The sequence below is a fragment of the Streptomyces sp. ISL-87 genome, assembly GCF_018614095.1.
Lineage (GTDB): Bacteria > Actinomycetota > Actinomycetes > Streptomycetales > Streptomycetaceae > Streptomyces.
The window spans coordinates 1-21424 of the sequence record NZ_JAGGOY010000046.1 but is presented as its reverse complement, the minus strand read 5'-3'; the positions used below and the strand labels follow the sequence as shown (position 1 = coordinate 21424).

General features: G+C 71.9%; 18 protein-coding genes and 1 tRNA gene. 6 read left to right on the top strand and 13 right to left on the bottom strand.

Annotated features, from left to right (window positions below; translation table 11 throughout):
- Positions 1-16: 16 nt before the first annotated feature.
- Positions 17-93: transfer RNA gene (locus tag J7I97_RS17995), tRNA-Pro, on the bottom strand.
- Positions 94-212: 119 nt separating this feature from the next.
- On the opposite strand from J7I97_RS17995, the gene J7I97_RS17990 reads away from it, so the two are divergent.
- Entirely contained in the window at positions 213-737 is a 525-nt protein-coding gene (locus tag J7I97_RS17990; RefSeq protein WP_308365365.1) for a DUF309 domain-containing protein, read from the top strand.
- A 245-nt stretch (positions 738-982) separates the two neighbouring features.
- Here the strand turns inward: J7I97_RS17990 and J7I97_RS17985 are convergent, their stop codons facing one another.
- The 4 genes from J7I97_RS17985 to J7I97_RS17970 are packed head-to-tail and all read right to left on the bottom strand — an operon-like array spanning position 983 to position 4228.
- Positions 983-1372: a VOC family protein gene (locus tag J7I97_RS17985; RefSeq protein WP_214936107.1), complete on the bottom strand. Its 390-nt coding sequence runs from the start codon at positions 1370-1372 to the stop codon at positions 983-985.
- A 5-nt stretch (positions 1373-1377) separates the two neighbouring features.
- Positions 1378-2010, bottom strand: coding sequence for an LUD domain-containing protein (locus J7I97_RS17980; RefSeq protein WP_214936105.1), 633 nt, complete (start codon positions 2008-2010; stop codon positions 1378-1380).
- Positions 2007-3476, bottom strand: a complete 1470-nt coding sequence (locus tag J7I97_RS17975; protein WP_214936104.1) for a lactate utilization protein B — start codon at positions 3474-3476, stop codon at positions 2007-2009. Before J7I97_RS17975 ends, J7I97_RS17980 begins: the two co-directional genes overlap by 4 nt.
- The gene (locus J7I97_RS17970) at positions 3473-4228 is read right to left on the bottom strand and encodes a (Fe-S)-binding protein (RefSeq protein ID WP_214936103.1); all 756 of its coding nucleotides are present in this window, start codon (positions 4226-4228) and stop codon (positions 3473-3475) included. Before J7I97_RS17970 ends, J7I97_RS17975 begins: the two co-directional genes overlap by 4 nt.
- Positions 4229-4246: 18 nt before the next feature.
- Here J7I97_RS17970 and cobF point away from each other — a divergent pair, with 18 nt between their 5' ends.
- Positions 4247-4999 carry a precorrin-6A synthase (deacetylating) gene (gene cobF / locus J7I97_RS17965; protein ID WP_214936101.1) on the top strand — a complete coding sequence of 251 codons (753 nt, stop codon included), beginning with the start codon at positions 4247-4249 and terminating at the stop codon, positions 4997-4999.
- A 5-nt stretch (positions 5000-5004) separates the two neighbouring features.
- On the opposite strand, the gene J7I97_RS17960 is transcribed toward cobF, so the two are convergent.
- From J7I97_RS17960 to J7I97_RS17940, 5 genes are all read right to left on the bottom strand, one after another.
- On the bottom strand, positions 5005-6150 hold the full coding sequence (locus J7I97_RS17960; RefSeq protein WP_308369180.1) for an aminotransferase class V-fold PLP-dependent enzyme: 1146 nt from the start codon (positions 6148-6150) through the stop codon (positions 5005-5007).
- A gap of 35 nt (positions 6151-6185) precedes the next feature.
- Positions 6186-7904 carry a glycoside hydrolase family 71 protein gene (locus tag J7I97_RS17955; protein ID WP_251058913.1) on the bottom strand — a complete coding sequence of 573 codons (1719 nt, stop codon included), beginning with the start codon at positions 7902-7904 and terminating at the stop codon, positions 6186-6188.
- 81 nt (positions 7905-7985) lie between these two features.
- A complete protein-coding gene (locus J7I97_RS17950; protein WP_214936098.1) occupies positions 7986-9455 on the bottom strand; it encodes a family 2B encapsulin nanocompartment shell protein in 1470 nt (489 codons plus the stop codon).
- On the bottom strand, positions 9452-10777 hold the full coding sequence (locus J7I97_RS17945; RefSeq protein WP_214936096.1) for a family 2 encapsulin nanocompartment cargo protein terpene cyclase: 1326 nt from the start codon (positions 10775-10777) through the stop codon (positions 9452-9454). The genes J7I97_RS17950 and J7I97_RS17945 overlap by 4 nt, the downstream gene beginning before the upstream one ends.
- Positions 10778-10880: 103 nt before the next feature.
- Positions 10881-12272, bottom strand: coding sequence for a hypothetical protein (locus J7I97_RS17940; RefSeq protein WP_214936094.1), 1392 nt, complete (start codon positions 12270-12272; stop codon positions 10881-10883).
- 189 nt (positions 12273-12461) lie between these two features.
- Between J7I97_RS17940 and J7I97_RS17935 the strand changes: the two genes are divergently transcribed.
- The 3 genes from J7I97_RS17935 to J7I97_RS17925 all read left to right on the top strand — a co-directional run bounded on the left by J7I97_RS17935 (position 12462) and on the right by J7I97_RS17925 (position 16882).
- Positions 12462-13874, top strand: coding sequence for a family 2B encapsulin nanocompartment shell protein (locus J7I97_RS17935; protein ID WP_214936092.1), 1413 nt, complete (start codon positions 12462-12464; stop codon positions 13872-13874).
- Between the two features lie 13 nt (positions 13875-13887).
- Complete coding sequence (locus J7I97_RS17930; protein ID WP_214936090.1) at positions 13888-16212, top strand: germacradienol/geosmin synthase; 2325 nt, start codon at positions 13888-13890, stop codon at positions 16210-16212.
- Positions 16213-16408: 196 nt separating this feature from the next.
- Positions 16409-16882 carry a hypothetical protein gene (locus J7I97_RS17925; protein WP_214936088.1) on the top strand — a complete coding sequence of 158 codons (474 nt, stop codon included), beginning with the start codon at positions 16409-16411 and terminating at the stop codon, positions 16880-16882.
- A gap of 135 nt (positions 16883-17017) precedes the next feature.
- Here J7I97_RS17925 and J7I97_RS17920 read toward each other — a convergent pair whose 3' ends face one another.
- Both J7I97_RS17920 and J7I97_RS17915 read right to left on the bottom strand, forming a co-directional pair.
- Complete coding sequence (locus tag J7I97_RS17920) at positions 17018-19240, bottom strand: NADP-dependent isocitrate dehydrogenase (RefSeq protein WP_214936086.1); 2223 nt, start codon at positions 19238-19240, stop codon at positions 17018-17020.
- Positions 19241-19465: 225 nt separating this feature from the next.
- Positions 19466-19819, bottom strand: a complete 354-nt coding sequence (locus tag J7I97_RS17915) for a DUF805 domain-containing protein (RefSeq protein ID WP_214936084.1) — start codon at positions 19817-19819, stop codon at positions 19466-19468.
- Positions 19820-20153: 334 nt separating this feature from the next.
- Here J7I97_RS17915 and J7I97_RS17910 point away from each other — a divergent pair, with 334 nt between their 5' ends.
- Positions 20154-21218: an NAD(P)-dependent oxidoreductase gene (locus J7I97_RS17910; protein ID WP_214936082.1), complete on the top strand. Its 1065-nt coding sequence runs from the start codon at positions 20154-20156 to the stop codon at positions 21216-21218.
- A gap of 70 nt (positions 21219-21288) precedes the next feature.
- Here the strand turns inward: J7I97_RS17910 and J7I97_RS17905 are convergent.
- On the bottom strand, positions 21289-21424 hold a 136-nt coding region (locus J7I97_RS17905), incomplete at its 5' end, for an ATP-binding protein (protein WP_251058921.1).

The window sequence follows — 21424 nt, the reverse complement described above, 5'->3', positions numbered from 1 at the left end:
CGACCTGCTGAAAGCATGGTCGGGACGACAGGATTTGAACCTGCGACCCCTTGACCCCCAGTCAAGTGCGCTACCAAGCTGCGCCACGTCCCGTTGTGCTTCCGACTGGGCTTCCCACTTGGGCTTTCCCCGTCCCGGCGGCACATGCAGAACATTACCCCACGCCGAGGGGTGTGCATGCACCGGTAATCGGCGCGAGGGAGGATGAGGGGGTGAACGCACGGGATCGGGACGGTGAGGGGCGGGCGCGGAACGCCCGGCCCAGGGATGGGCTGGGGCGGCCGCTGCCATACGGGGAGGCCGGGGTGGAGCGGCAGCCCGAGGGGGTGGTGCGGACTCCCGCGGAGACGGTGCGGGAGGCGCAGCGGCTGCTGGACGCCGGGATGCCGTTCCACGCGCACGAGGTGTTCGAGGACGCCTGGAAGTCCGGGCCGCAGGCCGATGCCCCGCTGTGGCGCGGGCTCGCGCAGCTGGCCGTAGGGCTGACGCACGCCGCGCGCGGGAACGCGGTCGGCGGGGCCCGCCTGTTGCTTCGCGGAGCCGATGCCCTGGCCGGGCGGGACGTGGTGGCCGGGGCGGCTGCCGGCGGGCCGCGGGCCCCGTACGGAATCGACGTGCCGGGGCTCGTCCGCTGGGCCCGGGAGTTGGCCGCACGGGTGGAGGCCGGCCAGCCGGTCGACGCGGCGTCGGAGGCACCACGCCTCGCGGCGCCACCGGTCAGGCGGGGCCCCGCCTGACCACCCCGGCCGGTCAGGGCCGGCTTCGTCCTGCCCGGCCGGGGCGGGCGGGGGCTTCGCCGACCGGTCAGGGGGCCGACCGCGAGGCCGGTGCGGCCCGTGCGGCCAGTGCGGCCAGTGCGGCCAGTGCGGCCAGTGCGGCCAGTGCGGCACGGGCAGGCGGGGCGGCACGGGCAGGCGGGGCAGACGGCCGGGCCGGCCCGTGCGGCCGGGCGCCGGACCCTGGTGGAGTGCCCGGACAGGGCCTACGCGGGCTGGAGCAGGTCCCAGCGGTTGCCGTAGAGGTCCTCGAACACGGCGACCGAGCCGTACGTCTCGTGGCGCGGCTCCTCCAGGAAGCGAACGCCCTCGGCGGTCATCCGGGCGTGGTCGCGCGTGAAGTCGTCGGTGTAGAGGAAGAAGCCGACCCGGCCGCCCGCCTGGTCGCCGACGCGGGAGCTCTGGGCCTCGTTCTTGGCGCGGGCCAGCAGCAGCGCGGATTCCGTCGCGCCCGGCGGGCGGACCACGACCCAGCGGGAGCCGTCGGGCCGGGGCGTGTCCTCGGCGAGGCCGAAGCCGAGGGCGCGGGTGTAGAAGTCGATGGCCTCGTCGTAGTCGTGGACCAGGAGAGCGGTGAGGGCGATGTGTGCGGACATGGGTCCTATTGTGCGGATGCGGTGAGCAGGACGACCTCCAGGGTGCGGGGGCCGTGGACCCCCTCCACCCGGTCTAGCTCGATGTCGCTGGTCGCGGAGGGGCCGGAGATCCATGTCAGCGGGCGGGTGGGGTCGAGGCGTTCCAGCGCCTGCGGGACGGAGTCCACCACCTGGTCCGGGACGCGGACCACGCAGATGTGGTGGTCGGGGATCAGGGTGATGCGGCGCCGACCCTGCTCGGGGCCGCCGTCGAGGACGATCGTGCCGGTCTCCGCGACGGCCAGGGCGCAGCCGGTCACCACGCTGTCCACGCCGTCCAGCTCGCGCGCGGTGCTCACCGCGCGGTCGTGGACGCGGGTCGGGTCGGCCGCCGAGAGCCAGTACGGGGGCAGGCCTGGCGGGACGAGCACCGTCCGCGCGCCCCGCTCGGCCAGGAGCCGCATCAGGAGCATCGCGAGCCCGTCCTCGCCGGTGCGGTGCACCTTCGCCCGGTACTCGGCGAGGTTGGCGGCGAGGAGGTCCGCGGTCTCCTGCGGCGTGCGGGTCCCGTGGACGCGGAGGTAGTCCCGGGGGACGGCCACCTCCGGGCCCGTCGACGCCCGGCGGATCCGGCCCAGGATGCGGTCCCTGCTGCTCATCGGCGCTCTCCCCGTTCACGGGCCCACCAGTCGCGGAACGACTCCGCCGGGAGCTCCGGCAGCTCGCGGCTGTCCGTCCAGGCCCGGCCGGCCCCTGGCAGCCGGCGCGGCCGGAAGCGTCGGGCCCGGCTCAGCAGCCGCTCCCCCGCGCGCACGGCACACGGGTGGTCGAGCGTCCAGCGGGCGGCGCGCATCGCGGCCCGCTCGGCGGCGTGGCCCCGCGCGGGCCGGATCCGTACGCGGATGCCCTCACGGGTCGCCGGGCCGCCCTGGACCACCCGTTCGCGCAGGTGGACCAGGACCTCCGGGATGTCGATGGCGACCGGGCAGACCTCGTAGCAGGCCCCGCACAGGGTGGAGGCGTAGGGCAGCGAGGCGTCGATCTCACTGCCCGTGCCGCGGAGTTGGGGGCTGAGGATGGCGCCGATCGGGCCGGGGTAGACGGATCCGTAGGCGTGGCCGCCGGCGCGTTCGTAGACGGGGCAGACGTTGAGGCAGGCGGAGCAGCGGATGCAGCGCAGGGCCTGACGGCCGACCTCGTCGGCGAGGGTGTCGGTGCGGCCGTTGTCGAGGAGGACCAGGTGGAAGGCCGAGGGGCCGTCGCCGTCCGTGGTGCCGGTCCACATGGTGGTGTACGGGTTCATCCGCTCGGCCGTCGAGGAACGCGGCAGTGTCTGGAGGAAGATCTCCAGGTCCCGGAAGGTCGGCACCACCTTTTCGATGCCCACGACCGAGATGAGCGTTTCGGGCAGGGTCAGGCACATCCGGCCGTTGCCCTCGGACTCGAAGACCACCATCGTGCCCGTCTCGGCGACCATGAAGTTGGCGCCGGACACGGCCACTTTGGCGCGCAGGAACTTCTCGCGCAGGTGCAGGCGTGCCGCTTCGGCCAGTGCGGCCGGGGTGTCGGCGAGGCCGTCCGGCGCCGGCCGCCCCCACCTGCCCATCTCCGCCTGGAAGATGTCCCGGATCTCGCCGCGGTTGCGGTGGATGGCCGGGACCAGGATGTGCGAGGGCCGGTCGTGGCCGAGCTGCACGATGAGCTCGGCGAGGTCGGTCTCGTAGGCGGCGATTCCGGCGGCCTCCAGGGCCTCGTTGAGGCCGATCTCCTGGGTGGCCATGGACTTGACCTTGACCACCTGGCGCTCGCCGGTGGCCAGCACCAGCTCCGTCACGATCCGGTTGGCCTCCTCGGCGTCGGCCGCCCAGTGGACGGTGCCGCCCCGGGCCGTCACCGCCTCCTCCAACTGGACGAGGTAGCGGTCGAGGTGGCGGAGCGTGTGGTCCTTGACGGCCTTGCCCGCCGCGCGCAGCCGGTCCCAGTCCTCCAGCTCGCCGACCGCGCGGGCCCGCTTGTCGCGGATGGTGTGCGTGGCGTGCCGGAGGTTGGCGCGCAGGGTGGTGTCGTGGACGGCCTCCCGCGCGGCGTCGGGGAAGGCCGGCATGCCGAGGTACGTGCCCGTCATCGCAGGGGTTCCTCCTCGGTAGCGGCCAGGATCTCGGCGAGGTGCAGGGCGCGCAGCGGGGCCCCGTCGCGGCGCAGGATGCCGTCGAGGTGGGCGAGGCAGGAGTTGTCGGCCCCGCAGAGCACGTCCGCGCCGGTGGCCCTCGCGTGGTCGATCTTGTCGGTGCCCATGGCGGCCGACACGTCCGGGTTCTTGACGGCGAAGGTACCGCCGAAGCCGCAGCACTCCTCGGCGCCGGGCAGCTCCACCAGGTCGAGGCCCTTCACGGCGGCGAGCAGCCGCCGTGGGCGGTCCCCCAGCCCGAGGCCCCGCAGGCCGTGGCAGGACGGGTGATAGGTGACGGTGTGCGGGAAGTACGCGCCCACATCGGTCACCCCGAGCACGTCGACCAGGAACTCGGTCAGCTCGTACACCCGAGGCGCCAACGACTGTGCCGCTTCGGCGAGTTCCGCGCCCCGTCCCTCGGCGGCCGCCTTCCGGCCGATGCGCGGGTAGTGCTCGCGGATCATCGCGGCGCAGGACCCGGACGGGGTGACCACGTACGGGTAGCCCGCGAAGGCCCGGGCGGTACGCCGCACCAGGGGTTCGCTCTCGCGCCGGTAGCCGGTGTTGTACTGCGGCTGGCCGCAGCAGCTCTGGCCCGCCGGGAAGTCCACGTCGACGCCGAGCCGCTCCAGCAGGCGCACCACGGCGATGCCGGTCCGGGGGTACAGCGCGTCGTTGACGCAGGTGACGAACAGGGCGACGCGCATGACGGGCAGAATAGCCCCGTGAAGAAGTTCTCTGTGATCGGCATAGGCGCGGGCGACCCGGACCACCTGACCCTCCAGGCGGTCAAGGCGATCGGTGCCACGGACGCATTCCTCATCCTGGAGAAGGGCGAGGAGAAGGCGGACCTGACCGGGCTGCGGCGCGCGATGCTCGACGCGCACGCCCGCCCCGGCCACCGGCTGGTGGAGGGCCGCGACCCGGACCGCGACCGCACCCCGGCCGACTACGCCCCGACCGTGGACGGCTGGCGCAGCGCGCGGGCCGAGATCTTCGAGCGGTTCATCGCCGAGGACCTGGCGGAGGGCGAGACCGGGGCGTTCCTGGTGTGGGGCGACCCCTCGCTGTACGACTCCACGCTCGCGATCCTCGACGAGGTGCTGGAGCGGGGGCGGGTCGCCTTCGAGCACGAGGTCGTGCCCGGCATCAGCAGCGTCTCCGCGCTGCTGGCCCGGCACCGGACCAACCTGAACCGGGTGGGCCGCCCGGTCCAGATCACCACCGGCCGGCGGCTCGCGGAGGGCTGGCCGCAGGACGTGGACGACGTGGTGGTGATGCTGGACGCGCGGCACGCCTTCACCGCCCACCTCGACCAGGACCTCTTCATCTACTGGGGGGCCTACGTGGGCACCCCGGACGAGATCCTGGTCTCGGGGAAGCTGGCGGAGGTGGCGGGCCGGATCGAGGAGCTGCGGACCGAGGCCCGCGCCCGCAAGGGCTGGATCATGGACACGTACCTGCTCAGGCGCGCCTGAGGGCCCTACCGCTCCAGGAAGGCCGGGAGCCCGCCGGCGAGGCGTTCATACTCCTCGGGCCGGTTGTAGATCTGTCCGCAGACCCGGATGCCGCCGCCGCCCGGCCAGGGCCAGATCAGCACCCTGATGCGCAGCCGCGCCGCGAGCTCCTCGCGCAGGGCGCGGGCGGTCTCCGGGGTCTCGGCGATGCCGGGCGGCAGCCGCAGGGCGCGCATGGCGAGCCCCTCGGTGTACGGGAGCGGCGCGAGCCCGGGAATCCGGGCGAGCAGGGCCGCCCCGTATGCGGCGAGGGCGCTGTTGTGGGCCCGTACCTTGGCGGCGTCGAGGCGCTCGAGCAGGTCCAGGCCCTCTGGGGCGGCGAGCCAGCCGGTGTAGTCGGCGGTGGCCCGGTTCTCGATGGACCGGGGAAATCCGTAGTGGTCCTCCCAGGACGGCACCAGCGCCCGCATCCGGCCGCGGTGCTGTGGGGCAACGGCGAGGATCGCGCTGCCGGGCGGGGCGTAGCCCCATTTGTGCAGGTTCCCGAACCAGAAGTCGGCTCCGCCGGCGAGCGGGTCCGCGAGCATGCCGAGGGCGTGGGCTCCGTCGACGACGGTGGTGACCCCGCGGGCCGCGAGGTCGCCGAGGAGCCGGGGGGTTGCGATGATCCGGGCGGTCGGCGAGCTGATGTGGTCGAGGACGGCGGCCCTCGTCCGCGGGGTGACGCCCGCCAGCACGGCCTCCCGTACGGCGTCCTCGTCGGGCAGCCGCGGGTCGAGGGCGACGGTGGTGACCCGGGCCCGGCGGGCGGCGGCCGCGACGACGGTGCCGTAGCCGTGGTCGGTGACCAGGATTTCGTCGCCGTCGGCGAACGCGATGGCGTCGAGGGCGAGGTTGGCACCCTCGGTGGCGTTGGCGATCAGGGCGATCCCCTCGGGGTCGGCGCCGACGTGGGCGGCGATCCGCCCGCGAGCCGCCTCGATCCGTTCCGCCACGCCGATGAAGAACGTGTCCGGGTCCGCGTGGACCTCCGCCCGGAGCGCGGCCTGCGCCTCCAGCACGGGGATCGGTACCGCGCCGAAGGAACCGTGGTTGAGGTGGGCGATGGCGAGGTCCAAGCGGAACAGGGCCGGCCCGTCCGGGAAGTCGGCGGGGTGTATCGGCTCGGGCACGTGGGGCTCCATTCTCGAAGGCCGGACGGGCCGGATCAGCCCCGCCCGCTCGTCACGGCGTAATACTGCAGGTCCTGGACCTCCACCTCGCGGTCCGCCACGTACGGCAGCTCCACCGCCGTGCCCGCCTTACCGTCCCGGACCACCACCGCCGAGCTCGTGCCCGGCCCGAGCGGCAGCAGTTCGCTGTGGAGGCCGGCCGGAGCCTCGTGCGTGTCCTTGGCCGGGCCCGCCTTCGTACGGATGGCCGCCGGCGCCGTCAGGAAGCTGAGCACCTCCACCGTGTCCCGGGGCGCGGCACTGCCCTTGCGCAGGGACATCAGCAGCGACTGGTCGCCGGTGGGGTCCGCACCCGCGAACTGGGTGCGGGCGGTGAGGTACAGCGTGTCCCGGACGATCTCCGGCCAGCTGCCCGTCTTGAACCTGGTCAGGAAGTACGAGGTGAGGTCCAGGTAGGCGTACCCGTTGTGCAGCGAGGGCGCGAACTGGCTGCCCTCCGAGTAGTCGTTCCAGGTGGTCAGCTGCACCCAGTCGGCGCCGTCGTCGATCGCGTGGGCCCAGGTGGCGCGCAGGGTGGCGGTGTTGCCCGCCTCGTCGTAGACGCCCTGGTTGGGACGGGCGTCCTGGACGGACACGGGCTGCATCCAGATCTTGCCCATGGCGTGCGCCCGCTGGACGTCGCGCGTCGAGCTCTCCTGGCCGACGTAGCTGCGGCTGCCCCATTCGGAGAATCCGTAGCTGATCGGGGCGAACTCCCCGTTGTGCGCGCCGAAGTCGAGGAACAGCGGGACGAAGGCGGTGCTGATGCCGTGCCTGGACTTGAGGGTGTTGATGACCTGGCTCCACCAGCCCGCGCTCTTCGCCTCCGCCTTGAACGGGGAGACGACGAGGCGGCCGTCGCGGAGCCGGTGCGCGGCGGGGGCCTTGCCGAGGGCCGCGACCGCGTCGGCGAGGACGCCGGGGTCGTCGGTCCTCAGCGAGGTCATGTCCGGCATCAGCATGACCTTGAAGGCCGGGTCCACCGAATGGGCCGCCTCCATCAGGAGGTTGGACCGCTCCCAGTTCTTTCCTGAGAGGGACAGCATGTCGAGGGTGAACCCGTCGATGCCGGCGGCGCGGGCGGTGCGCACCTCCTGCTGGAGGTTGGCGTACTCCCAGTTGCCGCCCTTGGGCTGGACGGGCAGCGGGCGATCGCGCAGCAGGCCGCCGTAGCGCTCGTGCTTTCCGCCCTCCCCGTCGGGGTCGAGGTAGTTGCGGGTGTAGTAGTCGCCGTCCGCACCGGTGTTGTCGAGAGACAGCGGGTACGGGGTGAAGTAGTGGGCGAACACCAGCTTCTTGCCCCCGGCGGCGGAGCGCAGCGCGGCGGGCTGGGGCATGTCGAAGGGCAGGGCTCCGGCGGGGCGCGGGGCGCCGGTGTCCACCTTGCCCTCGATGATGCCCTTGTCGGGCGCCTTCGCTTGCCGGCTCGGGCTCGGCCGCGGGGTGGCCTGGCCGGAGGGGGCGCCGGGCGCGGCGCTGCCGCTGGGCCCGGTGGACCAGGGCACGCCGATGCCGGGCGCCGAGGCGTCCTGCCGGGAGCCGGCCGGGAAGGGGTCCCAGGCGATGCCGGTGGCGGCGCAGACACCGACCAGCAGAAAGGCGGATACCAGGAAGACCAGCAGGGCCTTGCGTCCCCGGAAGCCCTGGCGGCGCCGGTGCGATGAGTGCCGCGCCTGCCGCTCGGCGCCGCGGGGCGCTCGCCGGTCCGCTGTCATCGCGCTCCCTCTCCCCCGCATATGCCCCGAGTTCGGGCCCCGCAGAGCAGTAGAGCCGATTCGGGGCCTGCGGACAACTGTTCAGGAGCGGGGGGCCGCGATGTTGACGTTCTCCAGGATGCCGATGGCGTCGGGCACCAGGATCGCCGTGGAGTAGTAGGCGCTGACCAGATAGGAGATGATCGACTTCTGGTCGATGCCCATGTACCGGACGTTCAGGCCGGGTTCGTACTCCTCGGGGATACCGGTCTGGGTCAGGCCGATGACTCCTCCGTTGTCCTCGCCGGTGCGCATCGCGAGGACGGAGCTGGTGTGGCCGTCGGTGATCGGGATCTTGCCGCAGGGCAGGACCGGTACACCTCGCCAGGCCGGGACCGTCCGCCCCTGCGCCTGGGTGGTGTCCAGGGCGAGTCCGCGCTTGTTGCACTCGCGGAAGAAGGCGGCGATGGTCTTGGGGTGCGCCAGGAAGAAGGCGGTGCCGCGGCGCATGCTGAGCAGGTCGTCCATGTCGTCCGGGGTGGGCGGTCCGGACCAGGTGTTGACGCGCTGTCCGTAGTCGGCGTTGTGCAGCAGCCCGAACTCCCGGTTGTTCAGCAGCTCCGACTCCTGGCGTTCGCGCAGCGCCTCGACGGTCAGGCGCAGTTGCTGCTCGAACTGGTTCATCGGGTCGTTGTAGAGGTCGGCGACCCGGGTGTGGATCTGCAGGATGGTCTGGGCGAGCGAGAGTTCGTACTCGCGGGGGGCGAGGTCGTAGTCCGCGAAGGTGGCGGGCAGCACCGCTTCGCCCTCGTGACCGGAGGACAGCTCGATGTCGGCCTCGCCTCGCCGGTTGACCGGGCGCAGGCCGTTCGCCACGTACTGGCCGAGGTGCCCGCGCAGGGCGGCCGAGCGGTCCAGTACCTCCTGGAGGGAGCGTCGGCGCAGCACCATCACGGTCGCGGCGGTGGTGGCCACCACGGAGTATCCCCAGCGCGGTTCGGGGCGGCCGAGGGAGTCGTCGCCGAGCTGTTCTCCGTCCGCGGCGACACCGAGGAGGTCGACGCCGCCGTACTTGCCCGTGGTCCGCTTCTCGAAGCGGCCGTGGGCGATGACGTAGACCTCTTCGACGGGGGTGCCGGACTCTGCCAGGGTGTCGCCGGCGCGCAGATCGCGGGTCACGAAACGGGCGGCGAGGTCGGCGAGGACCGCCTCGTCCTGGAAGCCCTTGAGGGCGGGCAGTTCGCACAGGGTGGGCGCGAGGATCCGTACGTCGTCGGCGCCGGCCTGGACGAAGGCGACCCGGCCGCGGCCGATGGTGTGGGTGAGCCGGCGGTTCACCCGGTAGGTGCCGGCGGTCACGTTCACCCAGGGCAGCATGCGCAGCAGCCAGCGGGAGCTGATGCCCTGCATCTGGGGGACGGACTTGGTGGTGGTGGCGAGGGTTCGGGCGGCGGCGGTGCTCAGGGCATGCCGGCGGGCCGCGGTGCCGGCAGCCGGGCCGGCGTTGATATCGGCGGTGGTGTCGGTGGCGGGTGCGTTCGGTCCGGGTGCGTTCAGTCCGGGTGCGGTCATGCCGGGTTACCTCCCTGCTTCGGACTGCTGCCGGTGGCCGCGTCGGCGTTGTAGCGGGCGGTGGTGCGATGCCATTCGAGGCTTCCGCCGAGCCAGGCCCATACGTCGGCCAGGTAGCGGGTCAGCGGCGGGAACCCGGCCGCCACGAGGAGGGCGGACTCCTCCTCGAAGGCGTGCATCAGCTCGTCGTGGATCTCGACGGAGCGGCGGACAGCCTCCTCCCGGGAGCAGTCCTCTTCGCCGGCGATCAGCGACGGCAGGTTGTAGTTGACCGCCGCACTCCGGTCCTCGCGGTGCATGGAGTAGAGGTCGTTGACGATGACGCTGGCGGAGGCGCCCTTGAGGAGGGCGCGGCGCACGCGTGGATCGGCGTACGTCTCGACGGGGAGCTCGTAGCCGCCGGCCGGGTCCAGCATCACGATGGTGGGCATGAAGCTGTTGTCCTGGCGGACGGTGAGGAACTCCCAGACGGACGGGGTGTGTCCGGCGACCCGCCAGCCGGCCTCGGCGGTGTAGCCGGCGAAGAGCGCGGCCATCTCCTGGCGGTAGCGGGTGAGCTGGGAGTAGTTGGCGTAGCGGGTCAGGTGCGCGGTGCTGGAACGCAGTGCCACGAGGACGGGGTCGGCGCGCATGGCCTCTTCGAGCCGGGGCGCGTAGCGGGCGGGGAGGTGGGCCGGGTCGATGGCGGCTGCGGCCATGGACAGGTTGGTGGCGATCCGCAACGGGACGGCGCCGGCGGTCTCGTCGTCGCAGTAGTAGTCGTCGGTGGCCCACTGGGCGAGGGTGCACTTGGCGGGGGCCAGCAGCCGGTCGGGGTCGTCGACACGGGCGTAGGTCAGCATGGTGAACCGGCCGATCGAGAGCGCGCGGACCTCGTCGAGCCGGCCTTCGTAGAGCCCGCTCTCCTCGGCCCAGGCGAGGAGCCGGTCGTCGATCTCACGCGCGAGCGCCTCGTCGTCGCGGTGCGGGGGCGGACAGTACAGCTCGGGCACCGCCCGGTTACCGCGGGCCCGGCCCGGTTCGGGCCGGGCGGCGGGCGGGCGGTCCCGCGGCGGGATGCGCAGGGAGGCGGTGCCGGGGCCGGCCGGGCCGCCGCGGAGCCGGGCCAGCAGCGCGGCACGGGAGGGCGGGGACGGCAGCGACGACGAGGGCGACGGCGGCGACGAGGGCGGCGAGGGCGGCGAGGGCGGTCGCGACGGTGACGGCAGTCCGGCAAGGAGACCGGCGGGCGGAGCGGGCGGAGCGGGCGGAAGACCGGCGGCAGCAGCAGGCGGAAGACCGGCGGGCGGAGCGGGGGCGGAAGTGGACGGGTACTTCTGCATGGCATGAACTGTGCGACGCGGGATCGGCGCACCGGTACGCACAGCGGCACCGCCCGTGTTGAAAATCCCCGCGAGTTGAACCTCTGTACGGATGTTCGACCCATCAGGACGCGTCGGCGGACGCGTCGGCCCGTTCCAGCAGCGGCCGCACCACGCCGCTCGCCCGCACCGGCCGTAACCGGCCCCGCATCCGCCGCAGCGCGTCGTTCACGCGCGCCGAATCCAACTGCGGTATGACATCGAGGAGTTCGTGCCAGGCGACACAGGCGCGCTCCAGATGGCCCTGCTTCAGATGGAGTTCGGCGAGCCGCGCCGCGGTGATCGCGCGGGCCCGCCGCTCGGCGGGCGGCCGGTGCCGCAGCGAGGCGGCGAGCGCCACGATGGCGCCCTTCGTGTCCCCGAGCGCGGCCAGCGCCTCCGCCTGCTGATGGGCCAGAGCGGCCCGGTGGTAGTCGCCGATGGGCGCCGACTGCCCGGCCGAACGCTCCAACAGCCGTTCCGCACACGCCAGATGAGCGACCGCGGCACGGCGATCGCCGCAGGCCGCCTCGGCGACCGCCAGCTGTCCGGTGACGAACGCCGCCTGCCCGTCGGGGAGCCGGGGCGCCTCGCGGGCCGCCGCCTCGGCCAGTTCCAGGGCCTGCTTGCGGTGGCCGAGGTAGTGCGCCTGCACGCTCATGCCCCGCAGTACGGGCGCGTAGCACTGCGGGTCTCCCGCCTCCCGGCCCAGCCGCAGCGCGGCCCTGTAGTAGGCCTGGGCCACCCCCTGCTCGTTGCTGTCGAAGCACAGGAAGCCGGCCGTGTAGGCGAGCCGCGCGGTGCATCCGAGCAGCCGGTGGCGTACCGCCGGCAGGGCGGCGGCACGCAGCCAGGGGGCCACAGTGGTGGTGAGGTAGGCGGTCAGGGCCGGGCGGGCGTGGCCGCTGCCGAACATCATGTCGGCGTTGCGGAAGACCGGCAGCACAGCCTCCGCGGCCTGTACGTGGTCGAGGCCGATCCGGTCGCCGGCCGGCTGTTCGGGGGACGGCGCCGGCGGGCCCTGCGGCGGCCGCCAGGCGGAGGAGTAGACGGGGATCTCGCCGAGCAGCCCCGTCCCGCAGTCGGGCCGGACCCCGGCCAGCGAGGCCGCCGTGAGGGCGTCCGCGCCCGGCGGTTCCCCGCCGGGGCGGTCCCGCGTCCGGGTGCCGGCGGGCCGGGAGAGCCCGGTGTCGGCGGCGCTGACGCGCCGCCCGGTCCGCCTGCTCAGCGCCTCGGCGGCGAGGGCGACGACATGGGCCGGCGGCCGGGTGCCCGCGAGCCAGTGTGAGACGGAGGTCCGGTCGTAACGGAGGGTGAGGCCGGTTTCGGCGGCCACGCCGTTGACGGCGCGTGCGAAGTCCTGGCCGCTCCAGCGGGCGTGGGCGAGGAGGGTGCGGAGTTGTCCATTGGGTTCACGCTTGGCCATCAGAACCACCCAGCTCGTACAGGTGTCCAGCGCTTCAACACGGTTGGACATTCAACAGGGTGGGGCCGGGACGGATGTACCGGGTGAGGCCGCCCTGCCCCTAACTAAGACGTGTGCACACGGTGGTACGCGGTCACACCCTGTGTTCGTGGCGTGTGGGAGCACAGCAGATCACTCGGGAGCGGTATCGCCCCTTCCGGTCACCCCCGTACGCGACCCCCACTCGAAAGGGAGACCTTCATGCCCGTCGACCCGACCACCGAAGAGAGCGCCACCACGGACCCGAACACCAGCGCCCGCCAGAGCCTCAGTACCGAGGCCGCCCGGAATCTGGCGACCACGACCAAATCCGCTCCTCAGATGCAGGGCATCAGCTCGCGCTGGCTGCTGAAGATCCTCCCCTGGGTACAGACCGGCGGCGGCACGTACCGCGTCAACCGCACCGTGAGCTACACCCTCGGCGACGGACGCATCAGCTTCGTCAAGACCGGCTCCGAACTCCGCGTCATCCCGCCGATGTTGCGCGAGCTCGGCATGCTCCGGCACTTCCCCGACGACGACGTGGTGAAGTCGATCGCCGACCGGTTCGTCAAGGAGGAGTTTCGCAAGGGCGATGTCATCGTCCGCCAGGGCGAACCCGTCGACAAGATCTACCTGATCGCCCACGGCCGCATCGAGCGCCTCAGCCGCAACGCGTACGGGGACGACGGCAGCCTCGACGTTCTCAGCGACGGCGACCACTTCGGCCACCATCCCCTTCCCGACTCCCGCTGGGAGTTCACCGCCCGGGCCCTGACCGATGTGGTGACGATGACCTACAACCGAGGCGACTGGGACGCCTCCCTCAACGCCTCGCCCGCCCTGCGCCGGCACGCCGAGGCATACCTGGAGGCCGAACGCGTCGGCCGCAAGGGAAGCGAGGCCGTGGACCTGTCCTCCGGCCACGTCGGCGAGCCGCTCCTGCCGGGCACCTACGTCGACTACGACCTGAGCCCGCGCGAGTACGAACTCAGCGTCGCCCAGACCGTGCTGCGCGTGCACTCCCGAGTCGCCGACCTCTACAACCAGCCGATGAACCAGTCCGAACAGCAACTCCGCCTGACTGTCGAGGCCTTGAAGGAACGCCAGGAGAGCGAGCTGATCAACAATCCCGAGTTCGGGCTGCTGCACAACGCCGACTACGAACAACGGATCTACGCCCGCACCGGCCCGCCCACCCCCGACGACATGGACGAACTCCTCAGCCGGCGCCGCGGATCCCAGTACTTCCTCGCCCACCCGCGCACCATCGCCGCCTTCGGCCGCGAGTGCAGCCGGCGCGGCCTGTATCCGGACAGTGTCGACTTCCACGGGCACAAGGTGCCCTCCTGGCGCGGGGTCCCGTTGCTGCCCTGCAACAAGATCCCGGTGACGAAGGAGCGCACCAGCTCGATCCTGGTGCTGCGCACCGGCGAGGACAACGAGGGTGTCATCGGGCTGCACCAGATCGGCCTGCCGGACGAGTACCAGCCGGGCCTGTCCGTCCGGTTCATGCACATCAACGAGCAGGCGATCATCTCCTACCTCGTCACCGCCTACTACTCGGCGGCGATCCTGGTCCCCGACGCCGTCGGGGTGCTGGAGAACGTTGAGATCTCGCGTTTCGACGACTGAGGGCGGCCGGAGAGTGAGCGCCGAACGCACGACGCAGCAGCAGCTACAACAGCAACAACGCGAACACCAACAACCCTTTGAACTGCCCGAGTTCTACGTTCCGCACCCCGCCCGTCTCAACCCGCATCTGGACGAGGCCCGGGCGCACGCCCGCGCCTGGGCCGGCGCCCTGGGGATGCTGGAGGGCTCCGGCGTATGGGACCTCGCCGACCTGGAGGCGCACGACTACGCCCTGTTGTGCGCCTACACCCACCCGGAGTGCGACGGGCCGATGCTCTCGCTCGTCACCGACTGGTACGTGTGGGTGTTCTTCTTCGACGACTGGTTCCTGGAGGTCTTCAAACGCTCCGGGAACCGTACCGCCGGGCGGGAGGCCCTCGAACGGCTCGCCCTGTTCATGCCCGAGGCCGCACCCGCCGACGGCCTGGCCGCCGTGATGCCGGAGCCGACGAACCCGGTGGAGGCGGGGCTCGCGGACCTGTGGACCCGTACCGTCCCCGGGCATTCGGCGGACTGGACCGCCCGGTTCTCCCTCAGCACCCGCAATCTCCTGATGGAGTCGCTGTGGGAGCTCGACAACATCACCATCGGCCGCGTCTCCAATCCGGTCGAGTACGTGGAACAGCGCCGCAAGGTCGGCGGCGCGCCCTGGTCGGCCAGTCTCATCGAGCACGCGGTGGGCGCCGAGGTGCCCGCCGCGGTCGCCGCCGAACGGCCGCTGCGCGTGCTGCGCGACTGCTTCGCCGACTCCGTGCATTTCCGCAACGACCTGTTCTCGTACGAGCGCGAGGTCGGGAAGGAGGGTGAACTCAGCAACGGGGTCCTGGTGCTGGAGAAGTTCTTCGGGTGCACCACCCAGGAGGCGGCCGACCAGCTGAACCATCTCCTCACCTCGCGCCTCCAGCAGTTCGAGCACACCTTCTTCGCCGAGTTGCCCCCGCTGATCGCCCGGGCGGGCCTGGACCCGGCCCAGGTGATGGCGGTGCTCGCCTACGCCCGCGGGCTGCAGGACTGGCAGTCCGGCGGCCACGAGTGGCACATGCGCTCCAGCCGCTACATGAACAAGCGGGCGGGCCGCGACGGGCAGGGCATGCCGCAGTGGCTGCCGGGTCCCTCGGGGCTGGGCACCTCGTCCGCCAACATCCGGGCACTGCTCGGCATCACCGGCGGGGACCGGCGCGCCCGGCAGCACGGCCACACCCGGCGCGCGGTGGGGCCGTCGGTGATCCCGGAGTTCTACCTGCCGTACACGGCGCCGCTCAACCCCCATCTGGAGGGCGCCCGCGAGCGCTTGATCGACTGGAACCGGCGGATGGGGATGCTCGACGAGGGCATGTGGTGGGAGGACAAGGCCGTCGGGTACGACTTCGCGCACTGCTCGGCCGGCATCGACCCGAAGGCCTCGGCGGAGGCCCTGGACATCAGCGCGTGCTGGCTGAGCTGGGGCACGTATGCCGACGACCTCTACCCCCTGCGGTTCGGCACCGTCCGCGATCTGGCCGGGGCCGCCGTGCAGACAGCGCGGCTGCGCTCCTTCATGCCGCTGGACCTGGGGCCGGGGCCAGGGCCAGGGCCAGGGCCGGGGCCGTCGGCTTCGGCTCCGGTGAACGCCATGGAGCGGGGGCTCGCCGACCTGTGGCGGCGCACGGCCGCTCCGATGTCCGCGCTCCAGCGGCGGATGTTCCGGACGGCGGTGGAGCGGGTGCTGGACAGCTGGCTCTGGGAGCTGGAGAACCAGGCCGCGAACCGGGTGCCGGACCCGGTGGACTACCTGGAGATGCGGCGGGTGACCTTCGGCTCGCCGATGACCATCTCCCTCGGCCGGATGGCCCACCTGGACGTGGTCCCGCCGCAGGTGTACGACAGCGCCGCGGTGCAGTCCCTGGAGGCGGCCGCCTTCGACTGCTCGGCGCTGATGAACGACGTGTACTCGTACCAGAAGGAGGTGGAGTACGAGGGCGAGCTGCACAACATGCTCGTCGTCACGGAGACCTTCTTCGGCTGTGACTACCCGACCGCGCTCCGGATCGTGAACGACCTGATGACCTCGCGGATGAGGCAGTTCGAGCATGTGCTGGAGAGGGAGTTCCCCGTCATGTACGAGGACTACGGGCTGGACGCGGCGGCCCGTGCGGCGCTGGACCGGTACGCGGAGGAGCTGAAGCTGTGGATGGCCGCGATCGCCACCTGGCACGAGGAGACGCGGCGCTACCGGGAGGAGGACCTGAAGCGGCACCACGCAGATCGGCGGGCGGATGGTGCGCGGCCAGGGGCGGGCCGGCGGCCGGGGGCCTTGCCTCGGGCGCCGCACCGGGCCTCCTGGACCTCCTGGGCCTGACCTGCGACGCCCGGGCGGGGCATTGATCACCATCGGGATCCAGCGGGCGGAATCCGACATTCCCCTGGCCATCCGGCAGAACTGACGCATAATCGTCGACACGCGGCTTGAAAGAACCCTCTGGCCGCCCTTGGTCACGCATGCAATGGGGGGCATCGTGCCGACGAGGGAAACAGGCGGCGCGGGAACGCTGCCGATGACATCCACCGAGCTGTCCGGACTGCTCACCGCGGTCCGGCGGAGCCGGGTTCTGACCGTGACCTGCGGCTTCCGCGCGCCGCGGAGCCTGCTGGTGCGGGACATCTCGCTCCGGCTCTCGTCCAACTTCTTCGACGGGGCGGCCGTTGTCGCCCTGGAGCAGCTGGAGCAGTGGGAGCAGCTGGAGCGGTCGGGTCAACCGGAGCAGTCGGAGCACACCACCGGCATGCGGGAGCTGGTGGCCGCGCTGGGACGCGTACCCGGGATGCCCTTCCTGCCCTGCGGGACGGCGAACGCCGCCTCGTGGCTCGCCGAGCGGGACATGCTGCTCGTCCTGGACGGCACCGACCGGCTCAGCCCCGAGGCGCTCGGGTGGCTTCGCGCGCTGCTCGCCCGCGCGCCCGGGCTGCGGATCCTGGCCGCCGGGCGGCACCCGCTGGCCGTCGGCCAGGGGCGCGTCCACCGGCTCTGACACCGGGGCCGGGCAGCTGGGGCGCGTCACCGCGACACGGCAGCCTCCGTGGCGGCGAGCGGGTGTCAGATACGGGACCGCCCCGGCCGGGCGAGATGCCGGCCGGGGCGGAACACGTAGGACTGCCTGCGGGCGTCAGCCCAGGATCGCGAGAGCCTGGTTGAAGCTCGCGGACGGGCGCATGACCGCCGCGGCCTTGGCCGGGTCGGGCTGGTAGTAGCCACCGATGTCTGCCGGGGAGCCCTGCACCGCGATGAGCTCGGCGACGATGGTCTGCTCCTGCTCGGCCAGCGTCTTGGCCAGCGGCGCGAACGCGGCGGCCAGCTCGGCGTCGCCGGTCTGCTTGGCCAGCTCCTGCGCCCAGTACATGGCGAGGTAGAAGTGGCTGCCGCGGTTGTCGATGCCGCCGAGACGGCGGGTCGGCGACTTGTCCTCGTTGAGGAAGGAGCCGGTCGCGCGGTCGAGGGTGTCGGCCAGGACCTGGGCACGGGCGTTGCCCGTGGTGGTCGCGAGGTGCTCGAAGCTGGCCGCCAGGGCGAAGAACTCACCCAGGCTGTCCCAGCGCAGGTAGTTCTCCTTGACGAGCTGCTGGACGTGCTTCGGGGCGGAGCCGCCGGCGCCCGTCTCGAACAGGCCGCCGCCCGCCATCAGCGGGACGACCGACAGCATCTTGGCGCTGGTGCCCAGCTCCAGGATCGGGAAGAGGTCGGTCAGGTAGTCGCGCAGCACGTTGCCGGTCACCGAGATGGTGTCCTCGCCGCGGCGGATGCGCTCCAGGGAGAAGGCGGTGGCCTCGACCGGCGACAGGATCTTGATGGTCAGACCGTCGGTGTCGTGGTCGGCGAGGTACGTCTTCACCTTGGCGATCAGCTGCGCGTCGTGCGCGCGGCCCTCGTCGAGCCAGAAGACGGCCGGGTTGCCGGTCGCGCGGGCGCGGGTGACGGCGAGCTTGACCCAGTCCTGGATCGGCAGGTCCTTGGTCTGGCAGGCGCGGAAGATGTCACCGGCGGCGACCTCCTGCTCCAGGACCGTGTTGCCCGCGGCGTCGACGACGCGGACGGTGCCCGCGGCGGCGATCTCGAAGGTCTTGTCGTGGCTGCCGTACTCCTCGGCCTTCTGGGCCATGAGGCCGACGTTCGGCACCGAGCCCATCGTGGACGGGTCGAACGCGCCGTGCGCGCGGCAGTCGTCGATGACGACCTGGTAGACACCGGCGTAGCTGCTGTCCGGGAGGACGGCGAGGGTGTCGGCCTCGGCGCCGTCCGGGCCCCACATGTGGCCCGAGGTGCGGATCATGGCCGGCATGGAGGCGTCGACGATGACATCGCTCGGGACGTGCAGGTTGGTGATGCCCTTGTCCGAGTCGACCATCGCGAGGGCCGGGCCCTCGGCGATCTCGGCCTCGAAGGAGGCCTTGATCTCGGCGCCGATGTGCGGGACGCCGGCCAGGCCGTTCAGGATGGTGCCGAGGCCGTCGTTGGGGGACAGGCCGGCGGCGATGAGGACCTCGCCGTACTTCGCGAAGGTCTTCGGGAAGAAGGCGCGGACCACGTGGCCGAAGATGATCGGGTCGGAGACCTTCATCATCGTGGCCTTGAGGTGCACGGAGAACAGGACGCCCTCGGCCTTGGCACGCTCGATCTGCTCGTTCAGGAAGGTGCGCAGCGCGTCGACGTGCAGGACGGACGCGTCCACGACCTCACCGGCGAGGACCGGTACGGACTCGCGCAGGACGGTGGTGGCGCCGTCGGCGGAGACGTGCTCGATACGGAGCGTGTCGGCCTCGGCGATCACGGTGGACTTCTCGGTGGAGCGGAAGTCGTTGGCGCCCATGGTGGCGACGTTCGTCTTCGACTCGGGGGTCCAGGCGCCCATGCGGTGCGGGTGGGCCTTGGCGTAGTTCTTGACCGAGCCGGGGGCACGGCGGTCGGAGTTGCCCTCGCGCAGGACCGGGTTGACGGCGCTGCCCTTGATCTTGTCGTAGCGGGCGCGGACCTCGCGCTCCTCGTCGGTCTTCGGCTCGTCCGGGTAGTCCGGGAGCGCGTAGCCCTGGCCCTGGAGCTCGGCGACCGCGGCCTTGAGCTGCGGGATCGAGGCCGAGACGTTGGGCAGCTTGATGATGTTCGCTTCCGGCGTCTTCGCCAGCTCGCCCAGCTCGGCGAGGGCATCGGCGATCCGCTGGCCCTCCTCGAGGTACTCGGGGAAGCTGGCGATGATCCGACCGGCCAGGGAGATGTCACGGGTCTCGACATTCACACCGGCCGTCGACGCGTACGCCTGGATAACAGGCAGGAACGAATACGTCGCGAGGGCCGGGGCCTCGTCAGTGTGCGTGTAGATGATGGTCGAGTCAGTCACCGGATGCTCCGCTCCACAGTCTGCGTCTCTCGTCTGCAACATTGCTCGACATCAAGATATCTCGTGATCGGGCCGGTCTGGACAGCCCCCTGCCGCGAGCCCGGGGAGACGCGCGTCACCTGGCGTCGGCGCCTTCCTTTTCCTTCGGCCCGGAACGGCGAGAGCGCCGCCTCCGGCTGTTTCCAGCCAGGGGCAGCGCTCAGGCGTTCAGGCGTACGGGCCTGCTCAGGCGTGGACCTGCTTGGGGTTCGCACCGTACTGGTTCGGCTGCGGCTGACCCTCGGTCGCCATCAGGACGATCAGCCAGATGCCACCGATCAGGGGCACGAGGCTGATGAGCAGCCACCAGCCCGACTTGCCGGTGTCGTGCAGCCGGCGGACACCGACGCCGAGGCCCGGGAGGAAGACGGCGAGGGCGTAGATCAGGTAGAGCAGCGGGTACGTGCCGATCGCGCTGTCGATGATGGCGACGATGATCAGGGCCGCCAGGTTGAACAGGAAGAACATCCAGTACTCCTGCCGACGGGCGCGGCCGGAGAAGTCGACGTACTTCTTCAGAACATCGGTGTAGTAGTGCATGTGTCCCCCCAGAGGACGGTTCGTCGGCCCGTCCTGCTGGAGCAAGCCGGGGCAGAACTTATGCCCCCTTTACTGCGCGGTCAAGCCAGTTCACAAGACGCCAATAGGGGCACTTTCCGAGGTTTGATGGCGTAAAAACGTCGGTAATGGACGCCAGTTGGGACCACAGAGAGACGAGGGGGTGAACGCTGGGTGACGCTCGCGGTGCCCAGGTGGTGAGGCGGGGAGAAATCGGGGAGCCCGGGGAGAAAGCGTGGACGAGCGGGATGACGGAATCCTTACGTCCGGGCGCGGGAGCCCGACGGAGCCCACCGTACTCCGTACCGTCCGAGGTATGCGCGTACTCGTCACCGGAGGAGCCGGGTTCATCGGCTCGCACATCGTCACGGCACTGCGTCGGCGCGGGCACGACCCGGTCGTCCTGGACGCCCTGCTCCCGTCGGCCCACCCCGGTCCACCCGGACCTCCGGACCCCGGCTTCGTACGGGCGGACGTACGGGACGCCGAGTCCGTACGGGCCGCCCTGCGCGGGGTGGACGCGGTCTGCCACCAGGCCGCGATGGTGGGACTCGGCAAGGACTTCGCCGACGCACCGGAATACGTCGGCGTCAACGACCTCGGCACAGCGGTGCTGCTCGCCGCCATGGCCGGGACCGGGGTACGCGGGATGGTGCTGGCCGGCTCGATGGTCGTCTACGGGGAGGGGCGGTACGAATGCCTGCGCCACGGGGTGGTCCGCCCGGGCCCGAGGCGCGTTGACGACCTGTCAGTGGGCCGGTTCGAACCTCACTGCCCCTTCTGCGGCTCGGAACTGACGCCGGGTCTGGTGGCGGAGGACGCCCCGGCGGATCCGCGCAACGTGTACGCGACGACGAAGCTGACGCAGGAACATCTGACGGCTTCGTGGGCGCGGTGCGTGGACGGCCGGGCGGTGTCGCTGCGCTACCACAACGTGTACGGGCCGGGGATGCCGCGGGACACCCCGTACGCGGGGGTGGCGTCTTTCTTCCGCTCCGCGCTGGCCCGGGACGAGGCCCCGCGGGTCTTCGAGGACGGGGGGCAGCGGCGGGACTTCGTCCACGTCCGGGATGTGGCGCAGGCCAACATCGTCGCCCTGGAGGCCCTGCCCACCCTCCCGCCCGGCACGTGCACGCCGTACAACACGGGCAGCGGCGACCCCCACACGGTCGGCGAGATGGCCACCGCCCTGTCCGTTGCCCACGGCGGCCCGCCCCCGGTCGTGACGGGCGAATTCCGCCTGGGCGACGTCCGCCACATCACCGCCGACTCCCACCGCCTCCGCACCGACCTGGGCTGGCACCCGGAGGTCTCCTTCACCACAGGCATGACGGAATTCGCCATTTCCCCCCAACGCCCATCCCTGAGCACCGCCCTGTGACCCCTGGCACCCCCAGCCCGTCCGGCGTNNGGTCCGGGGCGGAGCCCCGGCGCACCGGCCCGGGCGGGGCTCACACGGTGAGCGGGAGGGTCACCTCGAACCGGCAGCCGCCCGGAACGTTGCGCACAGCGGTGTGACCCTCATGCGCCTCCACGATCCCCCGCACGATCGCGAGCCCCAGCCCGGCCCCCGCCCCCGCCCCCGCC